Origin of the sequence: Micromonospora sp. WMMD1155, assembly GCF_029581275.1 — a bacterium.
In the GTDB taxonomy this organism is placed as follows: Bacteria; Actinomycetota; Actinomycetes; order Mycobacteriales; family Micromonosporaceae; genus Micromonospora.
The window spans coordinates 4,137,320-4,152,753 of record NZ_CP120742.1 but is presented as its reverse complement, the minus strand read 5'-3'; the positions used below and the strand labels follow the sequence as shown (position 1 = coordinate 4,152,753).

The window sequence follows — 15,434 nt, the reverse complement described above, 5'->3', positions numbered from 1 at the left end:
GGCCCTCGGTCCGCCGAGGGCCTTCCTCGCGTTTCAGGCCTGACTGGCGAGCCGGCGGCGGGCCTTCTCCCGGATCGGCTCCGGCAGGTCCTCCGCTTCGAGCAGCCGAGGCAGCAACTCCGGCTCCAGGCTGGTGGCCCGGAACACCTCGCCGATGGTCACACCGTGCGCCGGCCGTTCCACCACCTCGACCGGGTCGCCCGGGCCGACCTCCCCCTCCCGGAGCACCCGCAGGTAGGCGCCGGGCAGCGCCCGGGCGGTGAACCGCTTGATCAGATCCGGTACGCCCCAGAATCCGGCGAAGGTGGTGCACGGCGTACGCGGCTTGGTGACCTGGAGCAGGGCCGAGCCGACCAGCCACTGCTCACCGATCACCGCGCCGGTCACGTCGACCGCGTAGGTGGACAGGTTCTCCCCGAAGCCACCCGGTCGGATGTCACGGCCCAACTCGGCCGCCCACCAGGCGGCGTCCTCCTCCGCGTACGCGTACACCGCCTGGTCGGGACCGCCGTGATGGGCGCGCTCGCCGATGAAGTCGCCGACCACCCCGTCGACCCGGACCAGCACCGGGCCGTCCACCGGCCGTTTGTCGATGCCGCTGCGACCACTCGCGTCGCCGGCCCACTCCGCCTCGGTCACCGTGCCGAGGTTCACCGCTGCCACCCTGCCCGTCATGACCGCCAGCCTAGTAACGGCCAGATCCGACCGCCCTCGCAGCGTGAGGTCAGCCCTCGACGACCGGCCACGGCGTGCAGCCCTTGACGAGCGCCGGCCACGGCGTGCGGGTCAGCCCTTGACGGCGCCGGCCACCAGGCCGGAGACCATCCGGCGCTGCACCAGCAGGAAGAAGATGATCACCGGCAGGGTGAACAGGGTGGACGCAGCCATCACCGGCCCCCAGTTGGTGTCGTCCCGACCGAAGAAGAACGTCATCGCCACCGGCAGCGTGTAGCTCCCCTGGTCGTTGATGAACGTCAACGCGAAGATCAGCTCGTTCCACGCGGTGATGAAGGAGAAGATGCTGGTGGCGACCAGTCCGGGCGCGACCAGCGGGAAGAGGACCCGCCGGAAGGTCTGGGCCCGGCTCGCGCCGTCGATGGCCGCCGCCTCCTCCAACTCCTTGGGCACCGCCGCGACGAAGCCGCGCAGCATCCAGACCGCGAACGGCAGCGAGAAGCCGAGGTACGTGAGGATCAGGCTCGGCAGGGTGTTGTAGAGCCCCAGCCGCTGGATCATCAGGAACAGCGGGATGACCAGCGCCTCCAGTGGGATCATCTGCACCACCAGCAACATGATCAGGAAGCTGGTCCGCAGCTTGAAGCGGAACCGGGCCACCGCTGTCGCGGCCAGCAGGGCGACCAGGCCGCTGAGCACCACTGTGGAGACGGCGACCAGCGCACTGTTGAGGAAGAAGTCGAGGAAGCTCACGCCGGGGATCAGGTTGCCGGTCAGGATCTCCCGGTAGTGCGCCAGCGTCGGGTGGGTCGGCACCGGCTGCGGAGTGGCCGAGAAGATCTCGTTGCTGGGCTTCAGCGACGTGGAGATCATCCAGTAGACCGGGAACGCCGCGAAGAGCGCGACCAGCAGCCCGGCGGCGTTGAGGGCGACCTTCTTCACGACTCGTCCTCCTGCCTGAGCACCATCCGAACGTAGAAGCCGGTGACCACGAGCAGGATCAGCGTGAGGATCACCGCGATGGCCGCGCCGAGTCCGTACTTCGGCGGTGGAGAGAAGGCTTCGGCGTACGAGTAGATGGCGAGCATGAACGTCGGCCGGTCCTGGGTGCCACCGGCCAGCACGAACTGCTGGGTGAACACCTTGAAGTCCCAGATCGTGGAGAGAATGATCAGGATCCCGAAGACCGGACGCAGCAGCGGGAAGGTGATCTTCCAGAAGACCCGCCACGGGCTCGCGCCGTCCACCCGGGCCGCCTCGTGCAGCTCGCTCGGCACACTCTTGAGACCGGCCAGCACGCTCACCGCGATGAACGGGAACGAGTGCCACACCACCACCAGGGTGAGGATGGCGAAGAAGAGCAGCGGTGAGTTGAACCAGCCGTATCCGGTCCAGTCGCTGCGGCCGAACAGGCTGGTGGAGAGCCCGTCGGGCAGGGCGTTGAACAGCCAGGTGGCGAGGCCGCTCGTGTCGTCGAAGATCCACTTCCAGACGATGGTGCCGGTCAGCGCCGGGGTGGCCCAGGCAAGCATCACGCAACCGGCCACGAAGGTCGCCATCCTGCGGCCGAGCCGGTTGAGCAGGAGGCCGACCAGGGTGCCGAGGACCATGGTGAGCAGCACGTTGGCCGCGGCGAACAGGACCGTGTTGCGCAGGACGGTCAGGAAGAACGGGTCGGTGAGGATGTCGGCGTAGTTGCCCAGCCCCACCCAGGGCCACTCACGGTCACCGCGAAGCTGCCGGACGGTGTTCAGCCGGTAGAAGGACATCACCACCACCTGGCCGAGCGGCCAGAGCAGCAGCACTCCGATGATCACCAACGCGGGCAGGAGCAGCAGGTAGGGCAGGCGGTCCACCCGGCGACGCCGCCGCGCGGGGGTCTCCCGCGCGGCGGACGTCTCGGGCACCTCGGTCAGCGTGGTCACTTGGCGTTGAGAATGCTTTCCATCTCGGCGGCCGCGTCGGCGGTGGCCTTCTCGACCGTCTTCTGACCCTTCATGACCGAGCTGTTCATCGCCTGGGTCACCGTCTTGGTGCGGCTGACCTCCACCCACTTCGGGGTGAGCGGCGTGAGCTTGGTGTTCTGCATGGTGGTGGCGAACGCCGCCATCACCTTGTCGTTGGCGTAGGTGTCACCCGCGACCAGGTCCTGGTAGACCGGGAAGAACCCGAGGCTGCTCGCGAAGCTCTGCGCGTTCTTCTTGTTCAGCAGCACGGTCAGGTAGTCCCAGGCCAGGTCCTGCCGCTCGCTGTCCTTCCAGATCGCCACGTCCGAACCACCGGCGAAACCGGGCGCCGCCTTGCCGTCCGGGCCGGGGATCGGGAACGTACCCCAGACCTTCTCGATCTCGGGGTTGTCCTTCTTGATGGCGCCCTGCTGCCAGCTTCCGGCGAAGGCCATCGCGGCCTTGCCGGTGGCGAACTGGGTCCGCGCGTCGATCTCGTTCCAGCCGGCCGCCGCGGGCGGGGCCACCTTGTGCACGGTCACCAGGTCGGTCCAGTACTTGACGGCCTTCTGCGCCTCCGGCGTGGTGTAGCCGGACTTCCAGGTGCCGCCCTGGTTGCCGGCGATCTCGCCGCCGGCCCCCCAGAGGAAGGAGTAGAAGGGCAGCTCCGAATTGCCCGGCAGGGCGATGCCGTAGGTGCCCTTCTTCTTCGCCTGCACGGCCTTGGCGACGGCGACCAGGTCGTCCCAGGTCTTCGGCGGCTGCACCCCGGCCTCCGCGAACCAGTCGGTGCGGTAGTAGATGGCGCGCACCCCGGCGTACCAGGGCACGCCGTACTGCTTGCCGTCGAGCTGCGCGTTGCGGACCAGGTCGGGCAGCAGGTCCTTGCCGTCGGCCCAGCCGCCCATCCGACCGCTCACGTCGGCGAGCGCCTCCTGGGCCGCCCAGCCCTGGGTCTCGGTGTTGCCCAGCTCGGTGATGTCCGGTCCCTCACCGCCGGCGAGCGCCGCCTGGAACTTCTTGGGCGCCTCGAGCCAGGGGATGTACTGCACCACCACGTCGGTGTCGGGGTGCTTCTGGCGGAACTCCGTCTCGACGGAGTCGAGGAAGGTGTTCTGCGCCTCGCCGCCCTCGCCCATCATCCAGACCGTGAGCTTGCTGTCGTCAGCCGCGTCCTCGCCGGAGCCTCCGCAGCCGGTCAGCACCATCGCGGCCGAGGCCACCACGGCGGTGACCGGGGCCAGCCGCTTCCACCTGTTCACGCCACTTCTCCCCTCGCGCCGCTTGGAACTAACCTTCTCCGCCGCACCCTAGTACGGAGAATTCCTTTACGACAGTGGGCGGGACCGGCCGAAGCGTGGCGACCGTACCGCAGCAGCCCGACCAACGGCGCTGCGGCACCGGGTCGAAGTCGGGCACACCGGCACGAAAGAGCGCCCAGCCGAGGCCGGGCGCTCTTTCGTGTAGTGCTGTGTCGTCAGTGCTGTCCTGCCAGGTGATGCAGGGTCGTTATCGGGTGACGCGGCGGCGGCCACCGACACCGGCCACCAGAGCGACCGCGATCGCCGCGACGACAACCTGCACCAGCAGCTCGCCCCAGTCCACACCAGCGGTCTCAGTCGCGATCCCGATCGCCCGCGCCAACACCGTACCCAGCAGCGCCGCACCCACACCGATCAACAGATGCAGCCAGATCGGCATGTTCTGCCGACCCGGAACCACCAGGCGGCCAAGCGCGCCGACAATGAGACCAACAACGATCGCAGTGATGATGCCCCACACGGTGAGCTCCACGGCCACCCTCCCTCAAAGAATGTTCTGACACACAAGGTGTGCTTTCTGTCGTGACCGCTAAGTTCCCGACCGGCGGAAAATCCAAACCGACTTCGCTTACCAAACGATCACGACATGGCCGACAAGGACACGTTCCATCAGCCCGCCTGGGAGGATCGGGACCAACCCCCGCCACGATCGACCAGGTCGACTGAGTCGGCTGGGCCTGGCCAGCACTGGCAGGGGCTGCCGGGCTCGACCGGTAGAGCCAGCGGGGCCGGCAGGGCCGCAGCGGGGCGAGGAGGGACCGGGCCCGACAGGCAGGGCTGTGGGGCCACGCTCGACCGGCAGCGCACGCTCGACCGGGCCGTCGGGGTCGACCGACAAGACCGCCCTCGACCGGGCCGTCGGAGTCGACCGACGAAACCGCCCTCGACCGGGCCGTCGGAGTCGACCGACAAAACCGCCCTCGACCGGGCCATCGGCCCCGGCAGGACGACTGGATTGGCTTGGCAGGCTCGGCCGCGCTCCGGCTACGCGAAAGATCGACTCCACCTCGGCGATGTTGCGGTATCAGGGTCGGCCAAAGACCGCCAGATCGGCGATCCGGAGTCGATCACGACGATCGCGCCGCCGGACCGCCACCAGCCGACACCAAGACTCCATCGATCATCCCGACTGCGTCGGGGCACCGGGCACCAGGCACCAGGCACCGGGCACCGGGCATGATCAACACGAGATCGCCGAAACTGCGGTATCCGAGGCAGCGGGATAGCCCGACTTCGCTGAACTCGAGTCGATCACGACTGCTGCCAGCGGATCAGGCCGACAAACGGGGCCTACGGCCGCCATTCCGTCCGGATAAAGAAACACCAGGGGCGCCCAGCCTGTCGGCTGGACGCCCCTCGGAAGTGTCGCGGTGTTACGGCAGTGCTGGTGTCATCGGGTGACGCGGCGGCGGCCACCGACACCGGCCACCAGAGCAACCGCGATCGCCGCGACGACAACCTGCACCAGCAGCTCGCCCCAGTCCACACCAGCGGTCTCAGTCGCGATCCCGATCGCCCGCGCCAACACCGTACCCAGCAGCGCCGCACCCACACCGATCAACAGATGCAGCCAGATCGGCATGTTCTGCCGACCCGGAACCACCAGGCGGCCAAGCGCGCCGACAATGAGACCAACAACGATCGCAGTGATGATGCCCCACACGGTGAGCTCCACGGCCACCCTCCCTCAAAGAATGTCTGACACACGATCTGTGTGCTTCCTGTCGTGAGGGTTAGATGCCCGACCCACCGAAAATCCAAACCGACTCAGTCGCAAACAAATCGCCAACGTCGATGTCGACCGGTTGCGTCGTTTGAGTGGGGCGCGCGTCCATACAGGTCAGGCATCATGTTGCCCAGGGCGACGACCTCCCCCGAAAGCCCAAAAAATCCTCCCCCGCCCCACGCCCCGCGCCACGTCCGGTGATCAAGAGGTTTGCGTCAGGATCCGGGCCTCCGGTGACGCAAAGCTCTTGATCACCGCGGACAGCGGCGGGGTGTGCGCGAGCAGCGGCGCGGCAGCGCGAGCAGCGGCGCGGCAGCGCGAGCAGCGGCGCGGCAGCGCGAGCAGCGGCGCGGCAGCGCGAGCAGCGGCGCGGCAGCGCGAGCAGCGGCGCGGCAGCGCGAGCAGCGGCGCGGCAGCGCGAGCAGCGGCGCGGCAGCGCGAGCAGCGGCGCGGCAGCGCGAGCAGCGGCGCGGCAGCGCGAGCAGCGGCGCGGCAGCGCGAGCAGCGGCGCGGCAGCGCGAGCAGCGGCGCGGCACCGCGAGCAACGGCGCGGCAGCGCGAGCAGCGGGTGGGGTTACTTCTTGGGGGCCTTGGTGTCGCCGGAGTCGGAGGAGAGCGCTGCGATGAAGGCCTCCTGCGGGACCTCGACCCGGCCGACCATCTTCATCCGCTTCTTGCCTTCCTTCTGCTTCTCCAGCAGCTTGCGCTTACGGCTGATGTCACCGCCGTAGCACTTGGCGAGCACGTCCTTACGGATGGCACGGATGGTTTCGCGGGCGATGACCCGGCTGCCGATGGCGGCCTGGATCGGCACCTCGAACTGCTGGCGCGGGATCAACGTACGCAGCTTGGCGGCGATGGTGACGCCGTAGTTGTACGCCTTGTCCTTGTGCACGATGGCGCTGAAGGCGTCCACCGGCTCGCCGTGCAGCAGGATGTCCACCTTCACCAGATCGGACGCCTGCTCGCCGGAGGGCTCGTAGTCGAGCGAGGCGTAGCCCTTGGTGCGGCTCTTCAACTGGTCGAAGAAGTCGTAGATGATCTCTGCGAGGGGCAGCGTGTAGCGCAGCTCCACCCGGTCGGCGGAGAGGTAGTCCATGCCCAGGAGGGTGCCGCGTCGGCCCTGGCAGAGCTCCATGACCGCGCCCACGTAGTCGTTGGGCGTCAGTACGGTGGCTCGGACGACCGGCTCGTACACCTCGGCGATCTTGCCGGTGGGGTACTCGCTCGGGTTGGTCACCACGATCTCCGCGCCGTCGTCGGTGATCGCCCGGTAGACGACGTTCGGGGCGGTGGAGATCAGGTCGAGGTTGTACTCCCGCTCCAGCCGCTCTCGGATGATCTCCAGGTGGAGCAGGCCGAGGAAGCCGCAGCGGAAGCCGAAGCCGAGCGCGCCGGAGGTCTCCGGCTCGTAGTCCAGGGCGGCGTCGTTGAGCTTGAGCTTGTCCAACGCCTCGCGCAGGTTGGGGTAGTCGGACCCGTCGATCGGGTAGAGGCCGGAGTAGACCATCGGCTTCGGGTCCTTGTAGCCACCGAGCGGCTCGCCGGCCGGCCGGCTGTTGATGGTGACCGTGTCACCGACCCGGGACTGCCGGACGTCCTTCACGCCGGTGATCAGGTAACCGACCTCGCCGACGCCGAGCGCGTCGGCCTTGACCATCTCGGGCGAGATGACGCCGATCTCCAGCAGCTCGTGCACGGCCCCGGTGGACATCATCTTGATCCGTTCGCGGGCGCTGATCCGGCCGTCGATGACCCGGACGTACGTGACGACACCGCGGTAGACGTCGTACACCGAGTCGAAGATCATCGCCCGGGCGGGCGCCTCGGCGTCGCCGACCGGCGGCACGAACTGCCTGACGATCTCGTCGAGCAGGTGTGGAACGCCTTCGCCGGTCTTGCCGGAGACCCGGATGCAGTCGGCGGGGTCGCCGCCGATGAGGTGGGCCAGCTCCTCGGCGTACTTCTCCGGCTGGGCCGCCGGCAGGTCGATCTTGTTGAGCACCGGGATGATGCGCAGGTCGTTCTCGAGCGCCAGGTAGAGGTTGGCCAGGGTCTGCGCCTCGATGCCCTGGGCGGCGTCGACGAGCAGCACGGCACCCTCGCAGGCGGCCAGCGACCGGGACACCTCGTAGGTGAAGTCGACGTGCCCCGGGGTGTCGATCATGTTGAGCACGGCCTGCTCACCGGCCTGCTCGCCCTCGCGGATGGTCCACGGCATGCGAACGGCCTGGCTCTTGATGGTGATGCCGCGCTCGCGCTCGATGTCCATCCGGTCCAGGTACTGCGCGCGCATCTGCCGGGGATCGACCACACCGGTGAGCTGCAACATCCGGTCGGCCAGGGTCGACTTCCCGTGGTCGATGTGGGCGATGATGCCGAAGTTCCGGATGCGCCCGGGGTCGGTGGCACCAGGGGCGTTCGCGCCGGGATCGAGCTTCGGTGGCACAGCGGTCCGTTCTGGTCGGCTGACGTGAACAGGCCGGCGCGCCGCCGACCCCCTCTATGTTCCCACGCCGCCGGGGTACGCCCACTGCGCGGGCGATGCATCGGTCCGCGGACGCCTCACTCCAGCGGTGGCTCGACGAAGAGCGCCGCCAGCCGGGGCAACCTCCGACGCGCCTCGTCCTCGTCGTCGAAGTCCCAGAAGTCGTTGAGGTCCGGCGTCCGCACCGGGTCCCGGTCCGCTGGAAGTTCGGTCGCGGTGGCCTTGCGGTACGCGTCCCAGGGCACCGACAGCATCCGCTCGGCGGAGAACTCCTCGCCGCTGAGCGAGGCCGCCCGCACCTGCGGCAGTTCGGCCAGCGAGTCCGGTTCGGCGACCGCGCGGGCGAAGACCGCCCGCCCCTGGGTCATCAGCCAGCCCCGGAAGTGCTCGAAGCCGTCGGCCGAGGCGCCACCGTTGATCAGGTACGCCGCGCCCCACAGGTCAGCCTTGTGCGAGGCGGCCAGCACCCGGGTCTGGTGTCTGGCGTACCCGACGATGTCCTCCGGATCGCGCTCCGCGAGCAGGGCGACGGCCCGGGCGGCGACCGGCCCGGGCTCTCCCCCGCCGCCGGCCCGGGCCTCGTCGATCAGCTGCCAGAAGTCCTCGGTCCTCATGGCTTGGCAGTCTGGCAGTGTCGCCGCGCGTCGCGCACGCACCCCGGGGCAGCATGGTGTGGTGTCCTCTCCCTCGTTGCCGCCGGTGCCCTACCACGCGAGCGCCCAACGGCCGTCCTGGTCGGCGTTGCCGGCGACGGTGCGGGCCGCGGTCGCCGACCGGCTCGGCGCGCCGGTGGTGACCGCCCGGGTCGCGGGCGCGGGCTTCACCCGCGGCTTCGCCGCAGTGCTCCACACCGCCGACGGTGGCCGGGCCTTCGTGAAGGCCGCACCCGCCGTCGAGCAACCGCACCTTGTCGAGTGGTACGCCCGGGAGGCGGCGATCCTGGAGCGGCTGCCGGTCGACCTTCCGGCGCCCCGCCCCCGGTGGACGCTGTACGAGGGCGACTGGTTCGTGCTCTGCACCGACGCCGTCGACGGCCACACCCCGCGCCTGCCCTGGGTGCCCGCCGAGTTGGCTGCCACCCTCAGCGGGTACGCCGAGGTCGCCGCCGCCCTGGCCGACCCGCCGGCCGAACTGACCGCCCTCAACCTGCCACACCTGGCCGATCTGGCCCGCTCGGACATCCTCTGGTGGGAGGAGGTCGCCGCCGGCCGCGAACCGGCGCCGCCGCTGCCCTCGTCGATCCTGGACCGGTTGCCCGACCTGGTCGCGTTGGAGTCCCTCCTCCCTCGGTACGCCGCCGAGGCGACCGGCCTGATCCACGGTGACCTGCGCGTCGACAACGTGCTGATCGGCGCGGACGGCCGAGCCTGGTTCTGCGACTGGACCTGGGTGGTCTCCGGACCGGCCTGGTTCGACCTGGCCGGACTGCTCCTCACCGCGTACGCCGGCGGGCTCGACGCGGACCGGCTCTTCGCCACCCACCCGGCGACCGCCGACGCGCCCCCGGACGCTCTGGACGCGACCCTGGCCGCGCTGGCCGGCTACTACCTCACCGGCGCGGCGGCGGCACCGGCGACGGCATCGCCACACCTGCCCGCCCACCAGCGGTGGAGCGGCGAGCAGTCGCTCGAGTGGCTGACCCGCCGGCGGGGCTGGCGCTGACAGCCGCCCGCCAGCCCCGGCGCCCCTCAGCGGCCCGGCGGCCCAGCGGCCCAGCGGCCCAGCGGCCCAGCGGCCCAGCGGCCCGGCGGCCCAGCGGCCCGTGATCGACTCGGGTTCCTTGAAGTCGGGCTGTCAGGCATGGTCGGATACCGCGGTTTGCGGGAAGCCGAGTGGATCAAGCGTCGAGCGTCCAGGTAGCGCGCGGACCCCGTTCGGGCCGAGCCGTTTTGGCTCGTCCCGGGCAACCTGGTAGCCTGGCTCTTCGCGTGGCGATGACGCATGTTCGTCATCCAGCGCGCAAGCTGACCAACCCGAGCTATCAAGACGAGGCTGTCGCGTGGCGAACATCAAGTCCCAGATCAAGCGCAACCGGCAGAACGAAAAGGCCCGGCTGCGCAACAAGTCGGTCAAGTCGTCGCTGAAGACCGCCGTCCGGAAGTTCCACGAGGCTGCCGAGGCCGGTGACGTCGAGAAGGCGACCGCGCTCATGCAGGACGCCTCGCGCAAGCTGGACAAGGCCGTCAGCAAGGGCGTGATCCACGCCAACCAGGCCGCGAACCGCAAGTCCGCGATCGCGAAGCGCGTGGTGTCGCTCTCCGCCTGACGACCACACCGTCAGACTGATTCGGAAAGCCCCGGGCCACGGCCCGGGGCTTCCGTGTGTCCGCAGCCCGGCCGACAGGCCGCACGTCGAACCCGACGCGTCGCCGCCCGCCCGAGTGGGCTCAGTCCGACCGGTCGGCACGGCGAGGCGGTGGCACCGCGTCTGCATTGATCACCACGCCGGTGACAGTGTGTGAGACCCACTCCACCTGGGCCCGCCCGACCGCCGGTTCCATCTGACGGCGGAACCGGTCCCGTTCCTGCTCGGGCACGAGCGCGGCGGAACGGACGACGATCGCGGCCACCACGTCGTTGAGCTTGACCATCGCCGCCACCACGACCGGCAGCACCAGCACCGACCACCAGGTGACCAACTCGGCGAGGGAGAGCAGCGCCGCCAGGGCGATGGTGCCCTCGAAGAAGAGGAAGCACAGCACGCCGCCGGGGTTGACGAACCGCAGGCCGAGGATCCGGGCGTAGAGCGGCCGGTGCCGCTCCTCGTCCGCTCCGATGGTGGCCCACACCGGGCGGTTCGCCCCCGTCACCTGGTGCTGCCCTGCCGGGCCGCCGCGACGGAGAAGACCGCGCGCTCCAGGGCGTACGCCCGGTCGTCGGAGCCACCCTTGACGGCCGCGTTGCACTCGGCGGCGACCTGCATGGCCCGGACCAGGCCCTCCGGGGTCCAGCCACGTCCCTGACGCTGTGCGCGCTCGATCTTCCAGGCCGGCATGCCGAGGCTGCTGGCGAGCTGGTACGGGTTACCGCGCCCGGCCGACGCCACCCGGGCGACGGTGCGTACTCCGTCGGCCAGGGCGTCGGCGATGGGCACCGGGTCGACCCCGACGTGCAGGGCCCAGCGCAACGCCTCCAGCGCCGCCGGCACGTCACCGACCATGGTGGCGTCCGCCACCGTGAAGCCGGTCACCTCGACCCGGCCCCGGTAGTAACGCGCGACCGTGTCGGCGCTGATCCGCCCGTCGGTGTCGGCGATCAGTTGGGAGCAGGCGGCGGCCAGCTCGCGAAGGTCGTTGCCGACCGCCGCGATGAGTGCCTCCGCGGCGTCGTCGGTGCACTTTCCGCCGGCTCGGCGGATCTCGTCCCGGACGAAGGCCAACCGGTCGCGGTGCCCCTTCAGTTTGGCCGCCGGTACGACGGTCGCTCCGGCCGTGCGCAGTCCGTCGGCGAACGCCTTGCCCTTGGCCCCGCCCAGGTGCAGGACCAAAAGTTGGACGTCCGGGTCGGGATTCTTCGCGTACGCCAGCAGCGCGGCGACCAGGTCCTTGCGGGCATCCTGGCCGGAGCGCAGGATCAGCAGCCGCCGCCCACCGAACAGCGATGGGCTGAGCATCTCCGCGATCTCGCCCACGGTGAGCGCACCGGCCTGGTACTCGCGGACGTCCACCTCGGGGTCGACGCTGCGAACCTTCGTGACAGCTTCGGTGACCGCGCGCGTGGCGAGCAGCTCCTCGTCACCGAGGACGAGCAGAATGGGGGCGAGGCCGGCGGGGGTCACGCCGCCCATATTCGCACGCCCCAGGGCGGGATCGTGCCTGCTCATTCACTGCTTGGTCGGCGGAGCCCGCACACAACGCAAATCCCGACATCTATCCCAATTGCCATTTAGTCCTCAATTTGGACGGTATTGGCCGTGCCCGAGCTGCTGCCCAGCAGGGCATGGCGGGTATCAACCCGATCATGCCGCGATGGCCCGTGGCCACGGCGACCGCGCTGATCCAGGCGAGATCAGCGACCGCGAATCGACAGGGTGGGGCCTCAGGGCGGTTGGCCCGGTGGCACCCCTCGGTGGGCGACTGCCAGGCCGTTGCTCGTCCGAACCGCTGCCAGGTCGCCGTCGGTGTCGGTCCGCAGCACCCGAGCGCCTCCCCTGCTCAACCGACCGAGCAACCCGGGGCTCGGGTGCCCGTAGGTGTTGCCGGTGCCCACCGGCACGAGCGCCACGGCGGGCCGCACCGCGTCGAGGAACCCTGGGTCCTGGTACGCCGAACCGTGGTGGGCGACCTTCAACACGTCCGCCCGCAACTGACCCGGAGCAGCCCGTGCCACCATCGCGTGCTGCTCCTCGGCCTCCGCGTCGCCGGGGAGCAGGATCCGTACCCCGGCCACCGTGGCGCTCAGCACCAACGAGTTGTTGTTCGGGTCGGACCTGGTGCCGGCCAGCGGGTACGGCGGGCCGAGCACCAGCAGGTCGACCGCGCCCACCGGATGTCGAGCGCCGGCCACAGTGGTCAGCAACGCGGCCCGCCCACCGGACGCCTCCGCCCGGACGAGGTCCCGACCGGTCTCCGGGTCCGTCGAGGACGGCGTCAGCACGGCACCGACCCGGCGGCCCCGGAACACCCCGGCCACTCCACCGACGTGGTCGGCGTGGAAGTGACTGATCACCAGCAGCGGCACCTCCCGCACGCCGAGCCGGCGCAGACAGCCGTCCACCGCACCCGGCTCCGGCCCGGCGTCCACCACCACGGCCCGGCCGGGGGCGACCGGCAGCACCACGGCGTCGCCCTGACCCACGGCGCAGACCACCACCACCCAGCCCGGCGGCGGCCACCCGGCGTGGACCAGCCGCACCGGAAGCGCACCGAAGACCGCCGCGACGGCGACGACAGCCACCAGTCGCCGTACGAGTGGTCGGCGCACCGCGACCAGCAGAGCGACGGTCAGCGCGGTCAGCAGCAGAGCGCCCGGCAGCCCGCCCGGCCACGACAGGGTGCCGCCCGGCAGCCGTGCGCCCTGGCGGGCGACGACCACCAACCACCAGGCCGGCCAGCTCGCCAACCAGGCGAGGAACTCGGCGCCACCCGGCCAGATCGGCGACACCATGGCCGCCAGCACGCCGAGCACTGTCGCCGGCGCGATCGCCGGCACCGCCAGCAGGTTGGCCGGCACCGCCACCAGGCTGACCGTGCCGGAGATCCCGGCGACGACCGGACCGCAGGCCAGCTGCGCCGCCGCCGGCACAGCCAGTGCCTCGGCCAACCCGGCCGGTACGCCCCGCCGCCGCAGCCCGTCACGCCAGCGCGGTGCGAGCAGCAGCAGGCCGCCGGTGGCCAGCACGGAGAGCGCGAACCCGGGATCACCGGCCAACTCCGGGTCGACCAGCACCAGCACGGTCACGGCGGCGGCGAGCGCGGGCAGCGCGGCCCGGGGGCGACCGGAGGCGAGCGCCGCGAGGCCGATCGCTCCCATCGTCGCGGCCCGCACGACGCTCGGCGACGGGCGGACCAGGATGACGAAGCCCACCAGCGCGACCCCGCAGAGCCCGACGGCGAGCCACGGACCGGCCCGCGCCCACCGGGCCAGCAGCAACACCGCACCTACGACAATCGCCACGTTGCTCCCCGACACAGCGTTGAGATGTGTCATTCCGGTGGCCCGGAAATCTGCTTCGACGGCGGGCGGAAGGTGGCTGGTATCCCCCACCACCAGGCCGGGAAGCAGCCCACCCGGATCGTCGGGCAACGGGGCACAGGCTCGTTGCAACCCGGCCCGCAGCGCCCCGGCGGCGCGTTGCGCCCAGCTCGACGTGCCGTGTCGCTCCGGCGCGCCGTTGGTGCTGAGCACGGCGGCGGTGAGATCGCCACCGCGCGGGACGCCGAGCCGGCCGTCGACGCTGAGGCGCTGCCCGGGGAGCAGGCCCCGCCAGGCCGGGTCGGTCGCCAGGACGAGCAACCGCACCGAGGAGTGGATCCGCCGACCGTCCGGGCCGGTGAGCCGGACCAACTCCGTCGACACCAGCAGCAGGCCCGGGCGGCCGGCGCTCCGGATCGGACGCGGATCGTCCCGCACCACCAGGTCGACGGTGACCGGAGCACGCTGCTCGGCCAGCACACGGATCGCCGGTGCGTCGCGAACGGCGAGGCGCGCCCCGGTTGCCGCACCACCGCAGACCACGCCGAGACCGACGGCCACGGCAACCCACCCGTAGCGCCGCGCCACGGCCCGGGGACGGCCGAGGCGGCCGAGCAGGTGCAGAGCACCGACCGCCGTCACACCGACCGCCGCGCCGGCCCCCAGCAGGACTGCCACGCCGCCCAGATGCAGACCAGTGAGCGCGGTGAGCCAGGCCGCGACGGCGAGCCCAGCCAGTCGCAGATCCGGCGGCTCGGACCGGGCAGGACCGACCGGCGGCGGCTCAACGGCTGCGGACCTGGTCACACCGTCACCAGATCTTTGAGCTGCTCGTAGCGGGCGTCGCCGATCCCGTCGACCTGGCGCAGGTCGCCGACGGCCTTGAACCCGCCGTGCTGGTCCCGGTGGCTGAGGATGCGCTGGGCGAGCACCGGCCCGACCCCGGGCAGCGCGTCGAGTTGGGCCAGGGTGGCCGTGTTGAGGTTCAGCGGGCCGGCGGCAGTTGACGCCCCGCCTCCCGCCGGGCCGACCGGTGCCGGCGCAGGCGTCACCCCGACCACGATCAGCTCCCCGTCGGTGACCTTGCGGGCGGGGTTGAGCAGCGCCAGGTCGACACCGGGCAGTGGACCGCCCGCCGCCTGGACCGCATCGGCGAGCCGGGAGCCGGCCGGCAGTCGCACCAACCCGGGCTTGCGGACCTTGCCCGCGACCGCCACCACCAGCTCGTCGGAGCCGGACCCGCTGGGTTCACCCGTCGAGGCGGCCGACGAGGACTCGCTGACCAGTGGCGCGACCGCCTCCGACTGGGGCCGGGACCGCCAGGCCCAGCCGGCCGCCCCCAACACCACCACCACGGCGACGACGGCCAACGCCCGCACCCCACGTCGCCCCGGATCGAACGCCCCCGGACCGACCAGTCGCGACTCGGGCTCGCCGGGCACCGGCTCCGCGAGCGGCGCGGCGGCCCGAGTGGGCAGCACACCACCCACGGGTACGCCAGCGAGGGGCGCTGCGGACCGGGGCGGCGGTGCGACGACCGTCTCCGTCAGCCGGCGCAGGCGCTGGCGTACCTCTGTCTCCTCGTCGTGCGACACACGGCGACGCTATGGCGGCGGCCGGGAACGGCAGGGTGCGTCGGCTTC

14 protein-coding genes are annotated in these 15,434 nt (G+C 71.0%); 2 read left to right on the top strand and 12 right to left on the bottom strand.

All coding sequences use genetic code 11. The features are described 5' to 3' along the window. Window positions 1-33 precede the first annotated feature (33 nt). The 8 genes from O7617_RS19115 to O7617_RS19080 form a co-directional block, all read right to left on the bottom strand. On the bottom strand, window positions 34-675 hold the full coding sequence (locus O7617_RS19115) for an MOSC domain-containing protein (protein ID WP_282257121.1): 642 nt from the start codon (window positions 673-675) through the stop codon (window positions 34-36). Between the two features lie 111 nt (window positions 676-786). Continuing rightward, complete coding sequence (locus O7617_RS19110) at window positions 787-1,617, bottom strand: carbohydrate ABC transporter permease (protein ID WP_269682769.1); 831 nt, start codon at window positions 1,615-1,617, stop codon at window positions 787-789. After that, the gene (locus O7617_RS19105; protein ID WP_282257120.1) at window positions 1,614-2,600 is read right to left on the bottom strand and encodes a sugar ABC transporter permease; all 987 of its coding nucleotides are present in this window, start codon (window positions 2,598-2,600) and stop codon (window positions 1,614-1,616) included. The genes O7617_RS19110 and O7617_RS19105 overlap by 4 nt, the downstream gene beginning before the upstream one ends. Then, window positions 2,597-3,883 carry a sugar ABC transporter substrate-binding protein gene (locus O7617_RS19100; RefSeq protein WP_282257119.1) on the bottom strand — a complete coding sequence of 429 codons (1,287 nt, stop codon included), beginning with the start codon at window positions 3,881-3,883 and terminating at the stop codon, window positions 2,597-2,599. The genes O7617_RS19105 and O7617_RS19100 overlap by 4 nt, the downstream gene beginning before the upstream one ends. Window positions 3,884-4,130: 247 nt before the next feature. Beyond that, on the bottom strand, window positions 4,131-4,415 hold the full coding sequence (locus tag O7617_RS19095; protein ID WP_088991454.1) for a GlsB/YeaQ/YmgE family stress response membrane protein: 285 nt from the start codon (window positions 4,413-4,415) through the stop codon (window positions 4,131-4,133). 918 nt (window positions 4,416-5,333) lie between these two features. After that, window positions 5,334-5,618: a GlsB/YeaQ/YmgE family stress response membrane protein gene (locus O7617_RS19090; RefSeq protein WP_088991454.1), complete on the bottom strand. Its 285-nt coding sequence runs from the start codon at window positions 5,616-5,618 to the stop codon at window positions 5,334-5,336. A 625-nt stretch (window positions 5,619-6,243) separates the two neighbouring features. Then, window positions 6,244-8,118: a translation elongation factor 4 gene (gene lepA, locus O7617_RS19085; RefSeq protein ID WP_282257118.1), complete on the bottom strand. Its 1,875-nt coding sequence runs from the start codon at window positions 8,116-8,118 to the stop codon at window positions 6,244-6,246. A gap of 116 nt (window positions 8,119-8,234) precedes the next feature. Next, window positions 8,235-8,771 carry a DUF4240 domain-containing protein gene (locus tag O7617_RS19080; RefSeq protein ID WP_282257117.1) on the bottom strand — a complete coding sequence of 179 codons (537 nt, stop codon included), beginning with the start codon at window positions 8,769-8,771 and terminating at the stop codon, window positions 8,235-8,237. Window positions 8,772-8,832: 61 nt separating this feature from the next. On the opposite strand from O7617_RS19080, the gene O7617_RS19075 reads away from it, so the two are divergent. Beyond that, entirely contained in the window at window positions 8,833-9,819 is a 987-nt protein-coding gene (locus tag O7617_RS19075) for a phosphotransferase (RefSeq protein WP_282257116.1), read from the top strand. Window positions 9,820-10,156: 337 nt separating this feature from the next. Continuing rightward, complete coding sequence (rpsT, locus tag O7617_RS19070; RefSeq protein WP_282257114.1) at window positions 10,157-10,423, top strand: 30S ribosomal protein S20; 267 nt, start codon at window positions 10,157-10,159, stop codon at window positions 10,421-10,423. Between the two features lie 121 nt (window positions 10,424-10,544). Here the strand turns inward: rpsT and O7617_RS19065 are convergent, their stop codons facing one another. The 4 genes from O7617_RS19065 to O7617_RS19050 form a co-directional block, all read right to left on the bottom strand. After that, window positions 10,545-10,967, bottom strand: a complete 423-nt coding sequence (locus O7617_RS19065) for a hypothetical protein (protein ID WP_282257113.1) — start codon at window positions 10,965-10,967, stop codon at window positions 10,545-10,547. Further along, window positions 10,964-11,944: a DNA polymerase III subunit delta gene (gene holA, locus O7617_RS19060; protein WP_282257112.1), complete on the bottom strand. Its 981-nt coding sequence runs from the start codon at window positions 11,942-11,944 to the stop codon at window positions 10,964-10,966. The genes O7617_RS19065 and holA overlap by 4 nt, the downstream gene beginning before the upstream one ends. A gap of 251 nt (window positions 11,945-12,195) precedes the next feature. Next, complete coding sequence (locus tag O7617_RS19055) at window positions 12,196-14,598, bottom strand: ComEC/Rec2 family competence protein (protein ID WP_282257111.1); 2,403 nt, start codon at window positions 14,596-14,598, stop codon at window positions 12,196-12,198. Next, complete coding sequence (locus O7617_RS19050) at window positions 14,595-15,386, bottom strand: ComEA family DNA-binding protein (protein WP_282257110.1); 792 nt, start codon at window positions 15,384-15,386, stop codon at window positions 14,595-14,597. Before O7617_RS19050 ends, O7617_RS19055 begins: the two co-directional genes overlap by 4 nt. Between the last annotated feature and the right edge of the window lie 48 nt (window positions 15,387-15,434).

Excerpts from the sequence above, each read along its gene's own strand:
- O7617_RS19115 (WP_282257121.1), bottom strand. The coding sequence starts at position 675 with ATGACGGGCAGGGTGGCAGCGGTGAACCTCGGCACGGTGACCGAGGCG.
- O7617_RS19080 (WP_282257117.1), bottom strand. The coding sequence starts at position 8,771 with ATGAGGACCGAGGACTTCTGGCAGCTGATCGACGAGGCCCGGGCCGGC.
- holA (WP_282257112.1), bottom strand. The coding sequence starts at position 11,944 with ATGGGCGGCGTGACCCCCGCCGGCCTCGCCCCCATTCTGCTCGTCCTC.